The organism is Rhodococcus sp. USK10, from assembly GCF_019378875.1.
GTDB classification, from domain to species: Bacteria; Actinomycetota; Actinomycetes; order Mycobacteriales; family Mycobacteriaceae; genus Rhodococcus_F; species Rhodococcus_F pseudokoreensis.
Genome location: NZ_CP076048.1, coordinates 5,476,982 through 5,497,641 on the forward strand (window position 1 = coordinate 5,476,982; position 20,660 = coordinate 5,497,641).

Here is a 20,660-nt window from a genome sequence, read left to right on the forward strand (position 1 = left end):
GCCGGACCCGGAGTGTCTGCCGGGCATGAACCCGAAATGCGGTATTGACGACCGCACATTCCACCTCTTACAGTGGTGTTCACCACATGAACTAAGTGTTCAAAAAGTGAACGGAGATAGACAATGGCGTCTCGACGCATGCGGCTGTTCGCCTTCGATTACCAGGGCCCGGCACACCTGTCGGCTGGTCTCTGGCGGCATCCGGACGATCAAGGCGCGAACTACAAGAACCTCGCCTACTGGACCGCCTACGCGAAGATGCTCGAAGAGGCCCGGTTCGACGGCATCTTTTTCGCCGACAACGTCGGCTACCACGACATCTACGAGGGCAGCGCCGACGCCGCGCTCGCCGACGCCGCGCAGATCCCCGCGCAGGATCCGTTCATGGTCGTCTCCGCGATGGCCGCGGTGACGAAGAACCTCGGGTTCGGGCTGACCGGGTCCACCTCCTACGAGCACCCGTACGCACTGGTGCGCAAGTTCAGCACCCTCGACCACCTCACCGACGGCCGCGTCGGCTGGAACCTGGTGACCTCCTACTCCGACAGCGCTGCCCGCAATCTCGGTACCGGACAGCAGGTTCCGCACGACGAGCGGTACGACATGGCTGCCGAGTACCTCGAGGTCTGCTACAAGCTGTGGGAGGGGTCCTGGCAGGACGACGCCGTCGTCCGCGACGCCGAGCGCGGCATGTACATCGACCCGAGTCGGGTGCACAACATCGAGCACAAGGGCAAGTACTTCGACGTGCCGGGATTTGCTCTGTGCGAGTCGTCCCCGCAACGCACCCCGGTGATCTTCCAGGCCGGCGGATCCTCGAAGGGCCGCGCCCTCGCCGCCGCGAGTGCCGAAGCGGTGTTCGTCAACGCCGTGTCCATTCCGGCGCTGAAGAAGCAGGTCGACGCCCTGCGCAGCCTCGCCGCCGAGTCCGGCCGTGACCCGCAGAACGTCAACGTCCTGCAGATGCTCAACGTCGTCGTCGCACCGACCGACGAAGAGGCCCACGCCAAGTACGAGTCGTACCGCAAGCTGGTCAGCTACACCGGCGCCATGGCCCGTTACAGCGGCTGGACCGGGCTGGACATGTCCCAGTTCGACCCGGACGTGCCGCTCGAGCACGTCAAGACCAACGCCGGGCAGACCATGGTCGACCTGTTCTCGAAGATGGACCCCGACAAGGAGTGGACCCCGCGCGACATCGCCGAATTCGTCGGCATCGGCGGCACGGGCCCCACCATCGTCGGCTCCCCCACCACCGTCGCCGACGAGCTGACCCGGTGGATGGATGAAACCGGTATCGCCGGCTACAACCTCGGACACGCCGTCAAGTACCAGGACATGGCGGACTTCATCGAACTCGTCGTCCCCGAACTGCAGCGCCGCGGCACCATGTGGACCGAATACGAAGGTTCGACGTTGCGCGAAAAGCTGTACGGCAAGGGAGCAGTCCGGCTCCGCGACGACCACCCTGGTCACCGATTCGGTGCGCGCACACCGGTCGCGGCCGCTGTCTGACCCCTCCACGAAGCGTCGGGACGGGGCGTCGGTCAACTCGCGTCCCGTCCCGGCGACCGACAATGCAAGGAGCACCATGCTGACCACCGAACTCCACGATGTCGCGGCCACCCTGCGCACCGCACGCGCTAACGGTGCACCGATCACCGCGCCGACCAAGACCTGGCCCGGCCTCGACGCGGACTCCGCTTTCGCCGTGCAACGCATCAACGTCGAACACGCTGTCGCAGAGGGTGATCGACTGGTCGGATACAAACTCGGCAACATCGCAAAGGTCATGCAGGAAGCCTTCGGCCTCGGCCAGCCCGACTACGGATTCCTGCTCGCCGGCATCTTCGCCTACGAGGGTGCCACCCTCGATCGCAGCGACTACATCGAACCGTTCGTCGAACTGGAACCCGCCTTCGTGCTGAAAAGCAGTCTGCGCGGACCCAACGTCACCGTCGCCGACGTCATCAACGCCATCGACTACGCACTGCCTGCCATCGAGATCATCGATTCCCGTGTTCAGAACTGGGCCATCGACCTTCCGGACACGCTGGCCGACAACGGTTCCACCGGCGCCGTCATCCTCGGTGGTACTCCCCGCCGTGTCACCGACCTGACCCTCCGGAACATGCGCGGCACCTTGCGCTTCAACGGCCACGAGGTCATCACCGGGAACACGCGCAACATCCTCGGCAATCCCCTCGCCGCGGTCGCCTGGCTCGTCAACCGCCTGGCCGCCTACGACGTCGAGTTCGAAGCCGGCCAGGTCATCCTCCCCGGCAGTTGCCTGCAGGCAGTCCCCATGAACCAGGCCGGACGCTGGGTCGGCGAGTTCGAGGGCTTCGGCGCCATCGAGTTCGACGTTTCCATCGCCACCAACTGACCCTCTGCCGGGTCACGAGAAAGACTCGCGGGGTGAGTATTCCCCCCGCGGCAGCACGTTTGTTCAGGAACCGAGAGCGCCTTTCTTGACTGAACGAACTACGCGGGTGCCTGACTTGCTGTGTCGGCGTCAGGCACCCGCCCTCCACGTGCACGCGAACCACCGCTCCCGGCCACACCTGATCGTCGGGCAGCGGTGGTTTCGTCGTATGAGCATCGATGCAGAAGCTACGTCGACCACGAGAAACCGAATGACCATCACCGAGCAACCATCCGACCGTCCGCCAGGCTGGGACTGGCGAAATGAGGGATCATGCCGCGGCACCGATACCGACATGTTCTTCTCGCCCGACGATCGCGAACAGAGAACCGCCCGCGCCCGCCGCGAACGACGTGCCAAGCAGATCTGCGCGGACTGCCCCGTGCTCTCCGAATGCCGCACCCACGCCCTGACCGCCGCTGAACACTACGGCATCTGGGGTGGCATGTCCGAGACCGAACGGGCTCGCCTCGGCAGGCGGCACATCCATCGCGGCACGACCTCTCGCTGACACGGCAAACACCCCGATCTGGAACCTGGGTGCGGGCTCCGGATCGGGGTGCTCGGATTGAGGTTCTCGCTAGTCGGTGACGCCTTCTGCACGAGCAGCGGCGGCGACTGCCTCCGCGACAGCGGGGGCGACGCGAGGATCGAGCGGGCTGGGAACGATCCTGTCCACAGCCAGCTCGTCACCGACGACCGAGAGGATCGCCTCGGCGGCGGCGAGCTTCATGCCCTCGGTGATCCGGCGGGCGCCGGCATCCAGGGCGCCCTTGAACACACCGGGGAAGGCGAGCACATTGTTGATCTGGTTCGGGAAATCGCTGCGTCCGGTGGCGACGATCGCCGCATGCCGACGGGCAATGTCCGGGTGGATCTCCGGGTCCGGGTTCGACAGTGCGAACACGATGGAGTTCTCCGCCATGGTCGCGATCAGCTCCTCCGGGACGGTGCCCGCGGACACGCCGAGGAACACATCCGCACCGTCGAGGGCCCGGGCGACACCGCCGCGGCGGGCGGCCGGGTTGGTGCGTCCGGCCAGGTCGACCTTCACCGCGTTCAAATCCCGACGATCCTCGGAGACGATGCCCTTCGAATCCAGTACCGTCACGTCCGCGATCCCGGCGGCGAGCAGGATGTTCGCGCACGCGACACCGGCGGCGCCGGCACCGGAAATCACGACCCGCAGGTCGTGGAGGTCGCGGTCCTGGACCTTCACCGCGCCCTTGAGCGCCGCGAGGACGACGATGGCGGTGCCGTGCTGGTCGTCGTGCATCACCGGGCAGTCCAGGGCCTCGATGACCCGCTTCTCGATCTCGAAGCAGCGGGGTGCGGAGATGTCCTCGAGGTTCACCGCGCCGAAGCTCGGGCGCAGCCGGATCAGGGTCTCCACGATCTCATCCGGGTCCTTGGTGCCCAGGACCAGCGGGATCGAGTTCAACCCGGCGAAGTTCTTGAACAGGGCCGACTTGCCCTCCATCACCGGAAGGGAGGCGCGGGGGCCGATGTCACCGAGGCCGAGCACCGCGGAACCGTCGGAGACGACTACCACCAGACGACTGGTCCACGTGTAGCGGTCGGCGAGGGTTTCGTCGGCGGCGATCGCGCGGGACACCTGCGCGACACCGGGCGTGTAAGCGATGGACAGGTCGCGCTGATTGTCCAGCGGGGTCGTCAACTCCACGGACAGCTTTCCCCCGACGTGGCCGGCGAAAATCTCCTCGTCGGTCAGCTCGACTGCCGGCGGTGTGGTGGGCTCGGTCGTCAACGTCACGATTGGTTACTCCTGCAGTTCGTCGGTGTCCGCGGATGCGGTGTCAGTGGCTCGGGACGGAGACCCTCATCCGTGTGGGGAAGATCAGTCCCGACCGGGTATCGGTGCTGCCGTCCACGAGTCCGAGGAGAGCGTCGTCGAAGTCGAGTGGGGCAGTGGTGTCTTCGTCGATCGGTTCGTTGTCGGGGACGATGCGCAGGACGGCTGTTCGGATCGAGTCGGCGAGGTCCCTGGCGGCGGCAACGGTGAACGCCTCCACGGCACCGTTGATCGCTGCTCGTGCGGGTGTCGGGGCGGGCTCCGTGCCCAATCCGATCAGAGTGATGATCGAACCGCCGCGGCGTCCTCACTCGGGACGCGCTTCTTTGTCGTTGCGAAAGCTTCTCCCGCCGAGTCGGTCCCGCTGCCTGAGGTGGCGGGACCGACTCGGGGGCTAGAAGGCTGCGGCAGCTTTCAGGCCGTCGAGTACGGCCTCTTCCACGGTGCGTGGGGCCAGGCAGTCGCCGACTCCGGTATACGAGATGCCGGAGGACTCGAGCTCGGCGAGCAGGGTGTCGTTCTGCTGATGCCCGAGGGCGAGGACGAGGCCGTCGATGCCGTCGAGAATGATCGGTTCGCCGGTCAGGGTGTTGACCAGATACACGGTGTCGTCGTCCGCCCCGAACAGGCGGGCGTGCGGGACGATGCGGACCTTCGCCTCGGTGGCCGCGCGCAGCATCGACACCCGCGTGAACTGCTGCAGGTTCTCGCCGGCCGCGTAGCCGTTGACGCACAGGGTCACCTTGCGCCCCTCGCGGGCAAGCATTTCCGCGACCCCGAGTCCGGTCCAGTCGCCACGCCAGTCAGCGACCACGATCTCACCCTTCGGGGTGTTGCCACCGTTCGAGGTGATCACGTCCCAGGCGTCGACGACGGGCATGTCCCCGTCCAGTTCGAGGTGCGGCCGGTACGGGGTGGCACCGGTCGCGATGATGACGTGGTCCGGGCGTTCCCCGGTGATCATCGCCGCATCGACCTCGACGCGGGTCTTCACTATGACCCCGTAGCGGTCGAGCTCGGACTGCAGATTGGTTGCGGCGCCGCCGAACTCGGACCGGCCGGGCAGCCGCTCGGCGAGCAGCACCTGCCCGCCGACCCGACCGCTCGCCTCGTACAGGGTGACCCGGTGACCGCGCTGGGCCGCGACCGAGGCGGCCTTCATCCCGGCGGGCCCGCCGCCGACGACCATGACGTCCTTCGGTTTCGGGGTGAGCACCAGGGTGCCGAACTCGCGTTCACGTCCGGTCTCCGGTCGCTGGATGCAGGAGATCGGGTAGCCGGCCTGGAAGTGACCGATGCACGCCTGGTTGCACCCGATGCAGGCCCGGATGTCGTCCGGTCGCTCGGCCTGCGCCTTGGCCGGCATGTCCGGGTCGCAGATCAGGGCCCGGGTCATCGCGCAGGCGTCGGCCTGCCCCTTGGCGACGACGATCTCGGCTTCCTGCGGTTGGTTGATACGCCCGGCCACGAGCACTGGAACCGACACCGCTGCCTTGACTTTCGCGGCAGCGGGTGCGGTGTAGGCGGCTTCCTCGCTCATCGGCGGGACGATGTGCAGGGACCCGGACCGGCTGGCGGACGTGCCCTCGGTGACGTTCAGGAAGTCCAGCAGCCCGTCCGCGTCCAGCCTGCGGCACACCTCCACGATGTCGGTGGGCTCGTCCTCCACGGAGGAGTGCTCGATCCCGGATACCCGGACGCCGACCGCGAACCCGGGGGCGACGGCCTCGCGGACGGCCGAGATGATCTCGCGCAGGAACCGCATCCGATTGTCGAGGTCGCCGCCGTACCTGTCGGTGCGCACGTTCAGTTCCGGGTTGAGGAACTGGGCGGGCAGGTAGCCGTGGCTGGCCACGATCTCGACACCGTCGAGTCCGGCCTGCTGGAGGCGGCGCGCTCCGGCCGCGTACCCGGCGACGACCTCGGCGATCATCGCTTGGGACATCGGCCGGGGCATCACCCGGAATCGTTCGTTCGGCACGGCCGACGGGGCGTACGCGACCGGGAGCGCACCGTCCTGGGATTCCATGATCTCCCGTCCCGGGTGGAACACCTGCCCGAACAGGGCGCACCCGTGCTCGTGCACGGCCTCGGCGACGCGCCGGTATCCCTCGATGCAGCTGTCGTCGGTGGCCATGAGCACGTGGTACGTGTACCGCGCGGTCTCGTGGATACCGGCGACCTGCATGATGATCAGCCCGGCACCGCCGGCCGCCCGCGCGCGGTGGTAGTCGACGAGCTGGTCGGTGACCGCGCCGTCGTGCACCATCACGGTGTCGTGCCCGGAGGAGAAGATGCGGTTCTTCAGGGTGACGTCGCCGACCTGCAGCGGGGAGAACAGCGTCGGAAAGAGGGTCTCAGACATGGAAATCCCAGTTCTGTACTGGTGGTGGAAAGGGTGGCTAGCTGGCGTCGGTGTCGGCGAGGACTCGCTGGGCACCGGCGACGGCGACGGCGTCCGCTTCGAAGAGCATGCCCTCGACGAGGAACGAGTTCTGCACTGCGGTCACCGCGGGATACGGGGCGGAGAAGAACTCGGCGCGAACCTTCTTGAACGTGTCGAAGTCGTCGCGGTTGCCCAGGTAGGCGGTCAGCTTGACCACCGACGACATCGAGGCGCCGTGCTGGGTCAGGATCTTGTCGATGTTGCGGAACACCTGGCGTGCCTGGGCTTCGAAGCCGCCGTCGACGAGGTTGCCGGCGTCGTCGTAGCCGGCCTGACCGGAGGTGAACACCAGCTCGCCGGCCTTGGCGCCCTGGCTGTACTGCGCGGACTGTGCCCAGGTGAAGGGTGCCGGGCGGGTTTCGACGATGTTCTCGGTGGTCGTCATGGTGATCCTTTCGGGTCGGGCCCCGGTGGGGGCCGTCGGTGATGCCACGCGGATGACGTGGCAGGGGTGCCGTTCCAGGGTGCTCAGCCGAGTCGCTGCAGCGTGTGGCCGAGGCGGTCGCGCTTGGCCACCAGGTACGGCAGGTTGTGGCGGGTGGGAAGGGATTCGTGGGCGAGTTGTTCGGTCACGGTGATGCCGTGCTCCCGGAGGGCCGCGACCTTGTCCGGGTTGTTGGTCATCAGCCGCACCCGGCGGACGCCGAGATCGTCGAGGATCTCGCAGGCGGCGCGGTAGTCGCGGCTGTCGACCGGCAGTCCGAGGCTGAGGTTGGCGTCGACGGTGTCGAGACCTTCGTGCTGCTGCAGCTCGTAGGCGCGGAGTTTGTGACCGAGGCCGATGCCGCGGCCCTCGTGTCCGCGCAGGTAGATCAGGACACCGGAGCCGGCGTCGGCGATCGCGCTGAGCGCGGACCGGAACTGGGTTCCGCAGTCGCAGCGCAGGGAACCGGCGAGGTCGCCGGTCAGGCACTCGCTGTGCAGGCGCACCAGCGGCGCGGCGTCGGCGGCGGGATCTCCCATCACCAGGGCCATGTGCTCGATGCCGTCGCTCGCCGATTCGAAGGCGAGGGCGTCGAACGTGCCGACCTCGGTGGGCAGGGTGCTCCGGCCGGTGCGGACCACGGTGCGGGCGGGCGGTGCGATGCGGTGTACGACCTGCTCGCTGCGGGCCGTGCGCCGGCGCCACGCCTGCAGGTCGGCGATGGACACCATCGGAATGCCGTGGGCGGCAGCGAACTCCTCGAGGTCTTTGCCGCGCATCATCTCTCGCCGGTCGGAGGTGACGATTTCGCAGAGCAGCGCCTCCCCGCTCAGCCCGGCCATGCGGCATAGATCGACTCCGGCCTCGGTGTGGCCGGGGCGTTCGAGTACGCCGCCGGGCTTGGCGAGGAGCGGCATCACGTGGCCGGGCCGGGCGAGGTCGGCGGGCGCGAGGCCGGGATCGGCGAGTGCCCGGACGGTCGCGGCCCGGTCGCCTGCGCTGATGCCGGTGGTCGTGCCGTGGGTGTAGTCGACGCTGACCAGGAATGCGGTGCGGTGGCGCTCGGTGTTGTCGGGCACCATCAGGTCGAGGCCGAGTGTGTCGGCGCGGGATTCGTCGATGGCGACGCACAGGAAGCCGGAGGTGTGTTCGAGGAAGAAGGCCACCGTGTCGGTGGTGGCGTGTTCGGCGGCCATGATCAGGTCGCCCTCGTTCTCCCGGTCTTCGTCGTCGACGACGAGAACGATGCCTTTGTTCGCCAGTGCGGTGACGGCGTCGGTGATGGTCGACATGATCGCTGGTTCCTTTCGTTTCACGGCCGCACTGTGGTGGCGAGTCGCTCGGGTGGGGTGCGGAGCGCCCGGGGTGACCGCGTTGTCGTTCCGGGCGCTCCGCTGCTGGGGGTTACGAACGGGGAGCTGAGGTTTCGCTGAGGTTGCGGCCCATGGTCTCCGGTGCGAGGACCTGGGAGACCGCCGCGCCGACGACGCAGATTCCTGCGGCGATCAGCATGGTGACACCGGCGCCGAGGTTGTGCATCGACCAGGGCAGCAGGAAGGTGCCCAGGCCGGCCCCGATCCGGCTGAACGCGGTGGCGAATCCGGTTCCCAGACCGCGGATCTCGGTGGGGAAGATCTCGCCGGGGTAGACGCCGGTCAGGGCGGTGCACATGGCGTTGGCGAACGCGAAGACCAGGAAGCAGATCAGTACCAACGCCGGTGGCGCCGAGGTCCACAAGCCGATGATGAGCAGGACCACCGCGCACACCCACTGCTGCGGGATGGTCAGCTTGCGGCGGCCGATGCGTTCGATCAGCAGAACCGACACCACGACTCCGACCAGGGCGAGTCCGTTGACGCCGATGGCGCCGATGAGCCCGTCACCGAGACCATAGTCGGACAGCACGCTCGCGGCAAACGTGGCGATCGCGAAGTACGGTGCCACGCAGCAGAACCAGAAGACGGAGACGAAAATGGTGGCGCGTCGGTAGGCCGGGGAGAACAGCATCGCGAACGTGCCCTTGCGGGTCTCCTCGTTCGTGATGTCGAGGACGTCGGTCGGGTCCTCGAGATAGGCGTGGGCGATCTCGGTCGCCTCCTTGGTACGGCCCTTGTTCATCAACCAGCGCGGCGACTCCGGCATCCCGAGTCGTGCGAGGAACAAGATCACCGCAGGGATGGTGCTGGTGCCGAGGATGATTCGCCAATCCACGGAGAAGGCGGTGGTCATGACGTAACCGACCACGAAGGCGAACATGAAGCCGACATACCAGGCGACCTCGCAGAAGGCCAGCAACTTGCCGCGCAGCCGCCGAGGGGAGAACTCGGAGAGCAGCGGCCAGCCGACGGAGTAGTCGGCGCCGATCGCGATGCCCATCAGCAGGCGGACGATGAACAGTTGCCACGCCGAGTCGACGAAGAACTGCAGTACCGAACCGAAGATGAAGATCGCCAGGTCGATCGCGAAGAGCGGCTTGCGACCGAGTCTGTCGGCGAGCCAGCCGCCGAGGGGGCCGCCGATGAAGATGCCGACGAGCGCGGATGCTCCGATCAGCCCTTCCCAGAACAACGACATGTCGAGATCGACGGTGATCGCGGCGATGACGGTGCCGACGACGCCGAGGATGTAGCCGTCGATGAACATGCCGCCGGCGATCACGCCGGTCAGTTTGGTGGTGAATCGCTGCTTGTCGATCGAACCCTGTTGGTTCCGACTGACGGATTCCTGATTGGTTGTCGTCACCAGGTCACTCCTTGCTGGCGAGCGCCGAGGTACCGGACGGCACGGTCGGCGGACGCGGGATGGCAGTAGTCGGTCGGGTGGGCGAATGAGCGAGAGGGGGGTGTTCGCACAGATGTCACGACCTTCGTGGGAGCTGCGCAGTGACGAGTTCATTACTCGCCGGCAGCTTGGCAAACCGGGGGATGGGCGTTTACGGGATACGCGAACAGTCCGTGATGTGTTCATAAACTGAACGCTGCGATCAAAAGTGTGACATGGACCTCAGCGTGCGTCAAGACTGGATTCGGATTCGGGATGTGAACGTCGGTGGCAGCAGGTGTGGGCTGAGTGCAGAGTGCGGGAAGCGTTGTCGCCGATAAGACATAGAAGCACGCGGTGCGCTCGCGACCGCCTGTTGTCCGGCCTCGGGATTCGGATCCCGTCCGGTAGCTGCGCATTGCCTCCGTGACCCGCCTCCCGTCTTGACAGATTGTGACCTGGGACGCATGATCAGTGTCACAAAAATTGAACGAAACGTTCATATATTGAACGTATATCTATCGAAGGGAGGGGCCATGGGGTCCGAAGTCAGCGAGAATACCGACGTCGTTGTCGTCGGTGCCGGTATCTCCGGCCTCGTTGCCGCCCGGGAACTCTCCCGGGCAGGTCTGCGGGTGATCGTGCTGGAGGCACGTCCCCGACTCGGTGGCCGAGTATGGACCGACCATCGGCTCGGCCGCGACCTGGAGATCGGCGGAACCTGGGTGCACTGGCTGCAGCCCCACGTGTGGGCCGAGATCACCCGCTACGGGCTGCCCATCACCCGCGGTCCCCGTCCCGAGCAGGTCTACTGGCTTGCCGGCGACCGGATACGCACCGGCAGCATCGACGACTATCTCGAGCTGATCGAACCGGGAATGCGCCGGCTGACCGCCGCGACGATGTCCTGGCTTCCCCGGCCCGCCGAAAATCCGAAGGCCCGGGCCGATCTTTCGGAGATCGACGGCTTCAGCGTTCAGGACAAGCTCGACGAACTCCGCCTCGGCGACGACGAGTATCACGCCAATGAGGCAGCCTGGATCGGCCATTTCAACGGACCTCTCGCCGACGGTGCCTTCACCAGCGCTTTGCGGTGGACCGCCGCCACGGCCGGATCGTGGCAGTTGATGCACGAGGCCTCGGCGGTGTTCCGGCTCAGCGGGGGAACCGCGGCACTGGTCGCGGCGCTCGCCGCGGACGGCCGCGCCGAGATCCGAACCCAGGCCGAGGTCTGCCGCATCGACCACCATCCCGAGGGCGCCGACGTGCAGACCAGCGACGGGCGCCGGATCTCGGCGCGACGTGTCGTGCTGACGCTGCCGCAGAACGTCCTCGGCGACCTCGACGTGCAACCACCGCTGAACGCGGAAAAACGCGCCGCGGCCCGCGAGAAGGTCGCGTCGCGCGGTGTGAAGGTCTGGATCCGGGTGCGCGGGCCGATCGCCCCGTTCGCCGCGTACTCGTCGGCCGACCATCCGCTCGCGGTGGTGCGCACCGAGTACGTCGGTGACAGCGATGCCGTGCTCGTGGGCTTCGGCGCGGACGCCACCCGCCTCCATCCCGAAGACATCGACGCGGTCACCCGGGCACTCACAGTCTGGCGCGACGACCTGGAAGTACTCGAGGTCACCGGACACGACTGGATGGCCGATCCCCACTCGCGGGAAACCTGGCTCATGCACCGACCGAACCAGCTCACTCGCTACCTGGACGGACAGCAGCGCACCGAGGGTGTACTGCACTTCGCCGGCAGCGACACCGCCAACCTGTGGCCCGGTTTCATCGACGGAGCCATCGAACGCGCCCTGCACACCTCCCGTGACATCACCGACACCCTGACCCCCCAACTCACCGGCAGCCCAGCCGGCGCATGACCCGACAAGGAGCCACCATGCTCAGCACCATCGACCAGACGCACTACCGCAGCGTGATGGGACACCTCCCGACCGGAGTAGTGGCCCTGTCCGGGATCACCCCCACCGCCGAATACCCCTGCGGCCTGGTGGTCGGCACCTTCCAGTCCCTGTCACTGGAGCCGCCGCTCGTCAGCTTCAGCGTGGCCCACACCTCCACCAGCTGGCCGAAGGTCCGCGCCGCCGGACGGCTGTGCGCGAGCGTCCTCGCCGACGGGCAGGAGTCGGTCTGCCGCGCGCTCTCGAGCAAACAGCCCAACAAGTTCGCCGACATCGACTGGTCGCTGTCCGAGGCCGGATCACCCCGGATCGCCGGAGCGCACGCCTGGATCGACTGCGAGGTCACCCACGAACTCGACGGCGGCGACCACGTCATCGTCATCGCCAGGGTCCTGCAGATGGACGCCGCGGGCGACAGCGAACCGCTGGTCTTCCACAAGGGCCGCCTCGGCGGATACCGCGAACCCGCCGTCGCCTGACCGCACGCCCACCACCTCCGCGATCTCCGACAGAAGGACGTCATGACCGACACCACGCACCTTGCCGACACCACCGACGAACAACTCGAAACCGTCCTCGCCGCCGCCACGAGCGCGGCCACGTACTGGGCGGACCGCGCACCGCACGAGCGGGCCACCATCCTCACCGCCGTCGCCGACGCCCTCGAAGGGCAGGCCTCGGCACTGGTCGGCGTCGCAGTCGAGGAGACCGGACTGCCCGAGGGCCGGTTGACCGGCGAAATGAAGCGCACCAGCGTCCAACTGCGCATGTTCGCCGAGGAACTGATCGACGGCACCTTCCTGGACGTGATCATCGACCGTGCCGACCCGGACTTCGTCCTCGGCCCCCGCCCCGATCTGCGCCGATACCAGATCCCGGTGGGTCCGGTCCTGGTCTTCGCCGCCAGCAATTTCCCGTTCGCGTTCTCCGTCGCAGGCACCGACACCGCCTCGGCACTGGCCGCCGGCTGCCCGGTCGTCCTCAAGGCACACCCCGGTCACCCCCGCACCTCCGCGGCCACCGCCGCGATCGTCCGCGACGCACTGGCCACCGCCGGTGCCCCCGAGGGCGTCTTCGCGCTGATCACCGGATTCGAGGCCGGCGTCCGCGCGCTGAAGGACCCGCGGATCACGGCAGCCGGGTTCACCGGATCCGTCGCCGGCGGCCGGGCCCTGTTCGACATCGCCGCCGCCCGCCCCATCCCGATCCCCTTCTTCGGTGAGCTCGGCAGCGTGAACCCGGCCGTCGTCACCGCCGGCGCCCTCGACGAGCGGGCCGAAGACATCGCCACCGGCTTCGTCGCCTCGTTCACCCTCGGCGCGGGACAGTTCTGCACCAAGCCCGGCATCCTGCTGGTCCCCACCGGCTCGCCGATCACCGACCGCATCACCGCCCTCACCCAGCAGGTTCCCGCGGCCCGGATGCTCACCGCCAAGATCGCCGAGGGCTACCACCACCGGATCGAGGACACCGCCGCCGTGCCCGGTGTCGAGGTCCTGGTCAAGGGCACCGCGTCGACCGGCGAGAGCGGCGTCCCCGAGGTCAGCCCCACCTTGCTGCGCACCACCGCCGAACACCTGGGAGCCCACGCCGACACGCTGCTCGAAGAGAGCTTCGGACCCGCCGCGATCATCGCCGAATACGGCACCGAGGACGAAGTCCACCGCGTCCTCGGCCGTGTCGACGGCACCCTCACCGTGACCGTCCACACCCGGACCGAGCCGACACCCGAGGAGCAGAACGAACTCCGCAGGATCACCCGGATCGCCGCGACCCGCGCCGGCCGACTCGTCTTCAACGGCTGGCCCACCGGCGTCGCAGTCACCCACGCCCAGCATCACGGTGGCCCGTACCCCGCAACCACCGCGGTCGCGCATACTTCGGTGGGCACCACCGCTATTCGACGCTTCCTCCGTCCGGTCACGTATCAGGACGCCCCCGAGGCCCTGATTCCGGCGCCCGTCCAGGACCGGAACCCCCTCCAGGTTCCGCAGGCGGTCAACGCCGCGGGCGAATCGGCCAACTGGGGGCGTTCGCACTCCTGATCTCCGACCCCCACCTCGACGTGATCGGGTCCACCGCACACCATGAGCGTTCACTTATTGAACACTTTGCATGTATGGTGGACGTGAGAACGCGTCACGTCGAGGCGGGGCGCACCGGAGAGCAAGGGGGTGCCATGACCGAGCCCGAGGCTACCGAATACGTCGAGGGAGAAGCCGCCGAGCCCGCGGAGATCGCCAACAAGTCGGTGACCAAAGCCGTCCGGCTGCTCCGGGAAATCGCGGCCCAGCCGAAAACCGGTGCGACGGTGACCACTTTGGCGAAAGCGGTCAAGATCTCCAGGCCCACCGCGTTCCGTCTGCTCTACAGCCTCGAGCGCACCGGCCTCGTGGACCGGGTCGACAACAACTACATCCTCGGATGGGAGATGGCCCGGCTGGGCCGGCACGCCGACCCGTACGCGGGTCTGGCTGCCCGCGCGCAGCCGCTGCTGCAGGAGTTGGCCGACAAGGTCAACGAATCGGTGACCATGTCGGTGCCCAATTCCAACGACGGTCTCGATCTGATCGCCGAGGCCTCCGGATCGCACGTCGTCGGCATCATGTCCCGGATGGCGAACGACATGGTCGGACGCCAATACCCGCTGCACGCCAGTTCGACCGGCAAGGTTCTGCTCGCGGAGTGGCCGCTGGAGAAGCTCGTCGCACTGCTGCCGGAGAAGCTCGAGGCCTTCACCGAGCACACCATCACCGACCGGAAAGTTCTGCTGAGGGAACTCGACCAGGTCCGTGAACAGGGTTTCGGTGTCATCGACAACGAGCTCGAGGAAGAACTGCTGTCCCTCTCGCGCCCGATTCGCGACCCCGCCGGAAACCTGGTCGCGATCTTGACCCTCAACGGTCCGCGGTACCGGTTCGGCCGCGACCGGATCCCCGAAGCCCTCCAGCAGATGCAGCAGATCGTCGACCGCCTCATCGACGTCTTCTGGCGAGACGCCGCCGACTAGACCCACGAACACCCCGCACCGGATGCTCGGTGCGGGGTGTTCGGGTCGGGCTGGGGGACTACCGGTGGGTGAACGTCGGTGACCGCTTTTCGACGAACGCGGCCATGCCTTCCTTCTGGTCCTCGGTGGCGAAGGTCGAGTGGAACACGCGTCGTTCGAAGCGGAGTCCTTCGGTGAGGGTGGTTTCGAAGGCGCGGTTGACCGCTTCCTTCGCCATCATCGCGACGGGCAGCGACATCTCGGCGACGGTGGTGGCCGTGTCCAGCGCCTCGTCGAACAGGTCGGCGGCCGGGATGATGCGGGCGACGAGTCCGGCTCGTTCGGCCTCCTCGGCGTCCATGTTCCGGCCCGTCAGGCACAGTTCCATCGCCTTGGCCTTGCCGACGGCGCGCGTGAGGCGCTGTGAGCCACCGATGCCGGGGATGACGCCGAGTTTGATCTCGGGCTGACCGAACTTGGCGGTGTCGGCGGCGAGCAGGATGTCGCACATCATTGCCAGTTCGCACCCGCCGCCGAGGGCGTATCCCGCCACTGCGGCAACGATGGGTTTACGGGCGGCGGCGATGCGGTCGCCGATGGAGAAGAAGTCGTCGAGGTAGACGTCCATGTACGACTTGGTCTGCATCTCCTTGATGTCGGCGCCGGCGGCGAACGCCCGGTCGGAGCCGGTGATGAGGATCGCGCCGATGTCGCTGTCGGTGTCGAGTTCCTCGACTGCCGTGACGAGTTCGCGCAGCAGTTGGGAGTTCAACGCGTTCAGCGCTTTCGGGCGGTTGAGGGTGATGATTCCGACCCGGCCCTTGCGGTCGAGGAGGATGGTGTCGTAGTCGGTCACTGCTGATCTCCGATTGTCGTAGGGGCCGTGAGGCCGAGTTCGAGGTCGCCGAGGGGTGCGAAGAATGTGGCGACGGCGGCGTCGGTCACCTCGTCGATCGTCGCGGGTGACCAGTGTGGGTTGCGGTCCTTGTCGACGACCTGCGCCCGGATCCCCTCGACCAGATCGGCCGAACCCAGGCACGCCACGGACACCCGGAACTCCTCGTTGAGGACCTCCTCGAGGCTGCCCGCGACCCGGGCCCGGCGCAGCGACCGTAGGGTGACCGCGCACGCGGTCGGCGACTTCGCCAACACCTGCCCGGCCGCCTTCGCCGCCTCCGGCACCCCACTGGCCTGCAGCCGGGCCACGATCTCCGCAACGGAGTCCGCCGAGTACGCGGCGTCGATCCAACCCTGCTGCGCCAGCAGATCCGACTCGGGGGCCGGTTCGGTGAACTCCGCCAACGCCTCCTCCACCGACGAAGTCGACAGCGCCTCGACGAACGCGTCGATTTTCCCGGACGGGATGAAGTGGTCGGCGAACCCGCACGCGATCGCATCCCCGGCACTCAGCCGTGCCGTGGTGAGCGCGATGTGGGTGCCCAGCTCCCCCGGGGTACGGGCCAGCAGGTAGGTGCCGCCGACGTCGGGGACGAACCCGATCCCGGTCTCGGGCATCCCGATCATCGACCGCTCGGTCACGATCCGCACACTGCCGTGCGCCGACACCCCGACCCCGCCGCCCATCACGATGCCGTCCATGATCGCCACATACGGCTTCGGGTAGTTCGCGATCGCGGCGTTGAGGATGTACTCGTCCCGCCAGAACTCCCGCGACCCGGTGCCCCCGTCCTTGGCGTCGTGGTAGATCGAGACGATGTCCCCGCCCGCGCACAGGCCGCGTTCCCCGGCGCCGGTGATCAGCACCGCCCGCACCGCGTCGTCCCCCGCCCACGACTCCAGTGCCGGGGCGATCCGCGCCACCATGGCGTGGTTGAGGGCGTTGATCGCCTTCGGCCGGTTCAACACGATCCGGCCCACACCACCGTGCTTGCCGATCAGAACCTCGTCCGTCGCTGTTGCCGCGTCTGTCATGCCGCTCCCTGCTTCCCGTGTCCCGCCACGACGCTGCGGGCGATGACCACCCGCATGATCTCGTTGCTGCCCTCGAGGATCTGATGCACCCGCAGGTCGCGGACGATCTTCTCGATCCCGTACTCGGCAAGATAGCCGTACCCGCCGTGCAGCTGCAGCGCCTTGTTCGCGACCTCGAAGCCGGTGTCGGTGGCGAACCGCTTCGCCATCGCACACAACTCCACCACGTCCGGGGCCCCCTCCTCCAGCGCGGCCGCCGCCCGCCACAACAGGGTCCGGGCCGCCTCGAGTTCGGTGCGCATGTCCGCCAGCTGGAACTGCAACGCCTGCGACTCGAGCAACGACGACCCGAACGCCTTGCGGTCCGCCAGATACGCGACGGCCCGCTCCAGCGCGGTCTGCGCGCCGCCGACCGAGCAGGCGGCGATGTTCAACCGGCCCCCGTTCAGGCCGGCCATCGCGATCCGGAACCCGCCGCCCTCGGTGCCGAGGAGGTTGCCCGCCGGCACCCGCACGTCCTCGAAGATCACCTGCCGGGTCGGTTGGGCGTTCCAGCCCATCTTCACCTCGTTCGGCCCGAACGACAGCCCCGCCGAATCCTTCGGGACGATGAACGCCGAAATCCCGCGCGGCCCGGTGTCGCCGGTGCGGGCCATCACCACATACACCTCCGACGTGCCGGCCCCGGAGATGAACTGCTTGACCCCATTCAAAACGTAGTCGTCGCCGTCGCGGACCGCCCTGGTGCTCAACGCCGCCGCATCCGAGCCCGCACCGGGTTCGGTGAGGCAGTAGCTGCCCAGCTGATCCATCGCACACAGTCCCGGCACCCAGGTGTGCCGCTGCTCGTCGGTGCCGAACTTGTCGATCATCCAGGTGACCATGTTGTGGATGGAGATGTAGGCGGCGATCGACGGGCAGCCCTTCGCGAGCTGCTCGAAGATGCGGGCCGCATCCACCCGGGTCAGCTCGGAGCCGCCCACGTCCTCGCGGATGTAGATCCCGCCCATCCCCAGCGAGGCCGCCTTCCGCAGCACATCGACCGGGAAATGCTTGGTCTGATCCCACTCCACAGCATGCGGCGCCAGATGCTCGGCCGCGAAATCACGGGCCGTGTCACTGATCGCCCGCTCGTCATCGGTCAAGGTGAACATACAAATCGACCCTTTCAGGTTCGGGTAGTTGGAAGTACTATAGTTGGATATCCATGTAAATTGCCAGTGGGATGTGACCCGAAAGTGGTCGTTCATTGGATGCCCGAGTACGAACCACGAGGAGGCTACCGGTGGCCACTACGCAACCACCACACCCGGCGCCGACCACGGCGCTGATCGCCGCCGTCCTGCAGACGCAGAAGCTGATCACCCATCACCTCAACTCCACGCTGCGCCCACTCGGCCTGTCCTTCGCCCGGTACGAGGTCCTGGCGATGATGGTCGCCGCGAATGGCCCCCTGCCGATGGTGCGGATCGTCCGTGCCCTGGACCGGCACCCGACCACCATCGGAACGCTCGTCGACGGCCTCGAAGAGGCAGGGCTGTGCGTGCGGACGATCAATCGCTCCGATCGTCGCTCGACCCTCGTCACGGTCACCGACAAGGGCCTCGAGGTGGGGGCCTCGGCGAGCCGAGCCCTCGACGGCGTCGCTCTCGCGGACCCGCAGGACATGCACCGTCTCCACGAGGGTCTGCAACAGTTACTCACCGCAACCCGGCGGGCATCGACCGCGGCCGCCGAAATGTCGGAGGGCCGGCCGTGATCGACGTACGCAACATTCGCTCGGATGATCTGCGGTACCTGCTCGCCGTGGCGCGCACCGGTCGTCGCCAATCCGCGGCGATGGACCTGGGCGTCGATCACACCACCGTCTCGAGGCGAGTGCGCGCGCTCGAGAAGGTCCTCGGCGTCCGACTGCTGCAGCGCAGTGCCGACGGGTGGGAGTTGACCGATGTCGGCCGATCGATCGCGGAGAAGGCGCAACAGATCGAGGAAGCCGTTCAGGAAGCTGCGGACGTGGTCCTCGGCATCAGTGAGAATCCACTCCGCGGAACGGTCCGGATCACCGCCCCGGACGGATTCGGCTCGTTGTTCGTCGCTCCGGCGCTGGCTAAGCTGAGAATGAATCATCCGCATCTCGTCGTCGAATTGGTCACCGATACAAGGCAACTCAACCTCTATCAATCGGGGTTCGACCTGGCCGTCGCGGTGGGGACACCGATCACCAGTCGGCTGGTCTCCGAACGCGTGTGCCAGTACTCGCTCGGGTTGTACGGCAGCGAAGAGTATTTCCGCGACTACGGTGAACCCGGCAGCATCGAGGAGCTGACGGCGCACCCGCTGGTCTTCTTCGTCGATTCCCTGCTGCAGGTCGGGGATCTCGACTTGAATCGGCATCTGCCCGGGGTCGCGGCAAAATTCATGTCCACCAACATCTTCGCTCACGTCGCGGCCACCCGGTGCGGCGGCGGTATCGGACTGCTGCCGGCGTTCATGGCCGACCAGCACGCCGATCTGCGCCGGATCCTGCCCGACACCGTCGACGTCCGCCTCGCCTTCTCCCTGGCCGCTCGCCGCGAAAGCCTGACCAATCCTGCGGTACAGGCTGTCCGGCAAGCGATCCAGGAAGAGGCGCTCAGTCGTCGAGACGAACTGGTCCCGACCCGGTAGTCCCCGGGGCGGCGTTGCAGGACGCAGACTCCCGCAACGCCGCTGACCGGTGTGCCAGGCGGACTCTTGCCGAATTCACGCCTGCGCGGGCACCTTGGTGTCGAGCGGATCGGCGGCGTCCACTGCGTCGAGCCAGTCGAGGATCTGTTCGGTGTGCTGCCCGAGCACCGGTGGTGCAGCGTGCTCGGCGCGCACCAGCGAGTCGCCGCGTGCCGATTCCATCCGCAAGGACGGACCGGGCAACTGCACGGGTCCCACCACCGGGTGCTCGACCTCGAGTAGCAGTCCCTGGCTGCGGGTCTGCTCCCACTCGTACACCTCGTCGATCGTCCGGATCGACCCCGCGGGAACACCCGCGGCCTCGAGCGCGGCGAGCACGTCGACCCGAGTGCGGCCGGCGAAGTCGGCCTCGATGGCGGCGATCAGTGCATCGCGGGCCGCGACCCGGTCACGGTTGACCGCGAACCGCGGGTCGTCGGCCGACAGGCCGGCCACCGGGGCGAACTTCGCCCAGATCGCCTCGCTGCCGACCGCGATCTGCACGTAGCCGTCCGCGCAGCGGAAACTGCCGTACGGGGCGATCTGCGGATGGTGGTTGCCGGACCGCTGCGCGACCTGGCCGCCGACGGTCCACTTCGTGCCCTGGAAGGTGTGCGCGCTGACCGCGGCGGCCAACAGGGACGTCCGGACCACCATGCCCTTGCCGGTCTTCTCCCGGGCCGCCAGCGCCGCCGACACTCCGGCGGTGCCGTGGACACCGGCGAGCACGTCCGCCATCGGCACACCGATGCGCGTGGGTTCCCCGTCGGGGTCTCCGGTCACCGACATGAGACCGGCCTCGCCTTGGGCGATCTGGTCGTAGCCCGCACGCGATCCTTCCGGCCCGTCGTGCCCGAACCCGGTGATCGACAACGTGATCAGCCGCGAGTTGAGCTCTTCGAGCACCTCCGGCGAAAACCCGAGGCGGTCGAAGGCGCCGGGCCTGAGGTTCTCGATCAGCACGTCCGCCTGCCGGATGAGGCGTCGTAGCGCGTCCTTGCCGTGCTCGGATTTCAGATCCAGCACGATCGATTCCTTGTTCCGGTTCGCCGACATGAAGTACGACGACTGCGGGTCGTCCTGCGGCCCGACGAACGGCGGTCCCCAGGTGCGGGAGTCGTCGCCGGTGCCCGGGGCTTCGACCTTGATCACGCGGGCGCCGAGGTCGCCGAGCATCATCGCGGCGATCGGTCCGGCCAGTGCCCGCGAAACGTCGAGCACGAGAATGTCGTTGAGAGGTCCGACAGTCATG

Annotated in this window: 19 protein-coding genes; 9 read left to right on the plus strand and 10 right to left on the minus strand. The window is 67.5% G+C overall.

Annotated elements, in window-relative coordinates:
* The first annotated feature begins 123 nt into the window (after window positions 1–123).
* The 3 genes from I1A62_RS32420 (at window position 124) to I1A62_RS32430 (ending at window position 2,936) form a co-directional block, all read left to right on the plus strand.
* Window positions 124–1,515, plus strand: coding sequence for an LLM class flavin-dependent oxidoreductase (locus tag I1A62_RS32420; protein ID WP_124394414.1), 1,392 nt, complete (start codon window positions 124–126; stop codon window positions 1,513–1,515).
* A 76-nt stretch (window positions 1,516–1,591) separates the two neighbouring features.
* Complete coding sequence (locus tag I1A62_RS32425) at window positions 1,592–2,386, plus strand: 2-keto-4-pentenoate hydratase (RefSeq protein ID WP_219456390.1); 795 nt, start codon at window positions 1,592–1,594, stop codon at window positions 2,384–2,386.
* A gap of 250 nt (window positions 2,387–2,636) precedes the next feature.
* Window positions 2,637–2,936, plus strand: a complete 300-nt coding sequence (locus I1A62_RS32430; RefSeq protein WP_219456392.1) for a WhiB family transcriptional regulator — start codon at window positions 2,637–2,639, stop codon at window positions 2,934–2,936.
* A 69-nt stretch (window positions 2,937–3,005) separates the two neighbouring features.
* Here I1A62_RS32430 and I1A62_RS32435 read toward each other — a convergent pair whose 3' ends face one another.
* From I1A62_RS32435 to I1A62_RS32460, 6 genes are all read right to left on the minus strand, one after another.
* The gene (locus I1A62_RS32435) at window positions 3,006–4,199 is read right to left on the minus strand and encodes an NADP-dependent malic enzyme (RefSeq protein ID WP_219456393.1); all 1,194 of its coding nucleotides are present in this window, start codon (window positions 4,197–4,199) and stop codon (window positions 3,006–3,008) included.
* A gap of 43 nt (window positions 4,200–4,242) precedes the next feature.
* Complete coding sequence (locus I1A62_RS32440) at window positions 4,243–4,509, minus strand: hypothetical protein (RefSeq protein WP_219456394.1); 267 nt, start codon at window positions 4,507–4,509, stop codon at window positions 4,243–4,245.
* Between the two features lie 123 nt (window positions 4,510–4,632).
* Window positions 4,633–6,603, minus strand: a complete 1,971-nt coding sequence (locus I1A62_RS32445; RefSeq protein WP_219456396.1) for an FAD-dependent oxidoreductase — start codon at window positions 6,601–6,603, stop codon at window positions 4,633–4,635.
* Between the two features lie 37 nt (window positions 6,604–6,640).
* On the minus strand, window positions 6,641–7,069 hold the full coding sequence (locus I1A62_RS32450; protein ID WP_219456399.1) for a RidA family protein: 429 nt from the start codon (window positions 7,067–7,069) through the stop codon (window positions 6,641–6,643).
* Window positions 7,070–7,152: 83 nt separating this feature from the next.
* On the minus strand, window positions 7,153–8,400 hold the full coding sequence (ribA, locus tag I1A62_RS32455; RefSeq protein WP_124396449.1) for a GTP cyclohydrolase II: 1,248 nt from the start codon (window positions 8,398–8,400) through the stop codon (window positions 7,153–7,155).
* A gap of 112 nt (window positions 8,401–8,512) precedes the next feature.
* Window positions 8,513–9,850 carry an MFS transporter gene (locus I1A62_RS32460; protein ID WP_219456400.1) on the minus strand — a complete coding sequence of 446 codons (1,338 nt, stop codon included), beginning with the start codon at window positions 9,848–9,850 and terminating at the stop codon, window positions 8,513–8,515.
* 554 nt (window positions 9,851–10,404) lie between these two features.
* Here I1A62_RS32460 and I1A62_RS32465 point away from each other — a divergent pair.
* From I1A62_RS32465 to I1A62_RS32480, 4 genes are all read left to right on the plus strand, one after another.
* The gene (locus I1A62_RS32465) at window positions 10,405–11,742 is read left to right on the plus strand and encodes an NAD(P)/FAD-dependent oxidoreductase (RefSeq protein WP_219456402.1); all 1,338 of its coding nucleotides are present in this window, start codon (window positions 10,405–10,407) and stop codon (window positions 11,740–11,742) included.
* Between the two features lie 17 nt (window positions 11,743–11,759).
* On the plus strand, window positions 11,760–12,260 hold the full coding sequence (locus I1A62_RS32470; protein ID WP_124396451.1) for a flavin reductase family protein: 501 nt from the start codon (window positions 11,760–11,762) through the stop codon (window positions 12,258–12,260).
* Between the two features lie 42 nt (window positions 12,261–12,302).
* On the plus strand, window positions 12,303–13,826 hold the full coding sequence (locus I1A62_RS32475; protein WP_219456403.1) for an aldehyde dehydrogenase (NADP(+)): 1,524 nt from the start codon (window positions 12,303–12,305) through the stop codon (window positions 13,824–13,826).
* A 134-nt stretch (window positions 13,827–13,960) separates the two neighbouring features.
* The gene (locus I1A62_RS32480) at window positions 13,961–14,791 is read left to right on the plus strand and encodes an IclR family transcriptional regulator (protein ID WP_124396453.1); all 831 of its coding nucleotides are present in this window, start codon (window positions 13,961–13,963) and stop codon (window positions 14,789–14,791) included.
* Between the two features lie 58 nt (window positions 14,792–14,849).
* Here I1A62_RS32480 and I1A62_RS32485 read toward each other — a convergent pair whose 3' ends face one another.
* The 3 genes from I1A62_RS32485 to I1A62_RS32495 are packed head-to-tail and all read right to left on the minus strand — an operon-like array spanning window position 14,850 to window position 17,856.
* Window positions 14,850–15,626 (minus strand): enoyl-CoA hydratase, encoded by a 777-nt coding sequence (locus I1A62_RS32485; protein ID WP_219456405.1) that lies wholly within the window; start codon window positions 15,624–15,626, stop codon window positions 14,850–14,852.
* Window positions 15,623–16,702: an enoyl-CoA hydratase/isomerase family protein gene (locus I1A62_RS32490; protein WP_219456406.1), complete on the minus strand. Its 1,080-nt coding sequence runs from the start codon at window positions 16,700–16,702 to the stop codon at window positions 15,623–15,625. The genes I1A62_RS32485 and I1A62_RS32490 overlap by 4 nt, the downstream gene beginning before the upstream one ends.
* A complete protein-coding gene (locus tag I1A62_RS32495) occupies window positions 16,699–17,856 on the minus strand; it encodes an isobutyryl-CoA dehydrogenase (RefSeq protein WP_219456407.1) in 1,158 nt (385 codons plus the stop codon). Before I1A62_RS32495 ends, I1A62_RS32490 begins: the two co-directional genes overlap by 4 nt.
* 131 nt (window positions 17,857–17,987) lie before the next feature.
* Between I1A62_RS32495 and I1A62_RS32500 the strand changes: the two genes are divergently transcribed.
* Together I1A62_RS32500 and I1A62_RS32505 are read left to right on the plus strand one after the other, a co-directional pair.
* Window positions 17,988–18,461 carry a MarR family winged helix-turn-helix transcriptional regulator gene (locus I1A62_RS32500; RefSeq protein WP_219456408.1) on the plus strand — a complete coding sequence of 158 codons (474 nt, stop codon included), beginning with the start codon at window positions 17,988–17,990 and terminating at the stop codon, window positions 18,459–18,461.
* A complete protein-coding gene (locus tag I1A62_RS32505) occupies window positions 18,458–19,369 on the plus strand; it encodes a LysR family transcriptional regulator (protein WP_095863134.1) in 912 nt (303 codons plus the stop codon). The genes I1A62_RS32500 and I1A62_RS32505 overlap by 4 nt, the downstream gene beginning before the upstream one ends.
* A 75-nt stretch (window positions 19,370–19,444) precedes the next feature.
* Here I1A62_RS32505 and I1A62_RS32510 read toward each other — a convergent pair whose 3' ends face one another.
* On the minus strand, window positions 19,445–20,659 hold the full coding sequence (locus I1A62_RS32510; protein WP_124392102.1) for a CaiB/BaiF CoA-transferase family protein: 1,215 nt from the start codon (window positions 20,657–20,659) through the stop codon (window positions 19,445–19,447).
* Between the last annotated feature and the right edge of the window lies 1 nt (window position 20,660).

Excerpts from the sequence above, each read along its gene's own strand:
- I1A62_RS32495 (WP_219456407.1), bottom strand. The coding sequence starts at position 17,856 with ATGTTCACCTTGACCGATGACGAGCGGGCGATCAGTGACACGGCCCGT.
- ribA (WP_124396449.1), bottom strand. The coding sequence starts at position 8,400 with ATGTCGACCATCACCGACGCCGTCACCGCACTGGCGAACAAAGGCATC.
- I1A62_RS32465 (WP_219456402.1), top strand. The coding sequence starts at position 10,405 with ATGGGGTCCGAAGTCAGCGAGAATACCGACGTCGTTGTCGTCGGTGCC.
- I1A62_RS32490 (WP_219456406.1), bottom strand. The coding sequence starts at position 16,702 with ATGACAGACGCGGCAACAGCGACGGACGAGGTTCTGATCGGCAAGCAC.
- I1A62_RS32480 (WP_124396453.1), top strand. The coding sequence starts at position 13,961 with ATGACCGAGCCCGAGGCTACCGAATACGTCGAGGGAGAAGCCGCCGAG.
- I1A62_RS32420 (WP_124394414.1), top strand. The coding sequence starts at position 124 with ATGGCGTCTCGACGCATGCGGCTGTTCGCCTTCGATTACCAGGGCCCG.
- I1A62_RS32425 (WP_219456390.1), top strand. The coding sequence starts at position 1,592 with ATGCTGACCACCGAACTCCACGATGTCGCGGCCACCCTGCGCACCGCA.
- I1A62_RS32450 (WP_219456399.1), bottom strand. The coding sequence starts at position 7,069 with ATGACGACCACCGAGAACATCGTCGAAACCCGCCCGGCACCCTTCACC.
- I1A62_RS32470 (WP_124396451.1), top strand. The coding sequence starts at position 11,760 with ATGCTCAGCACCATCGACCAGACGCACTACCGCAGCGTGATGGGACAC.
- I1A62_RS32475 (WP_219456403.1), top strand. The coding sequence starts at position 12,303 with ATGACCGACACCACGCACCTTGCCGACACCACCGACGAACAACTCGAA.
- I1A62_RS32445 (WP_219456396.1), bottom strand. The coding sequence starts at position 6,603 with ATGTCTGAGACCCTCTTTCCGACGCTGTTCTCCCCGCTGCAGGTCGGC.
- I1A62_RS32510 (WP_124392102.1), bottom strand. The coding sequence starts at position 20,659 with ATGACTGTCGGACCTCTCAACGACATTCTCGTGCTCGACGTTTCGCGG.
- I1A62_RS32430 (WP_219456392.1), top strand. The coding sequence starts at position 2,637 with ATGACCATCACCGAGCAACCATCCGACCGTCCGCCAGGCTGGGACTGG.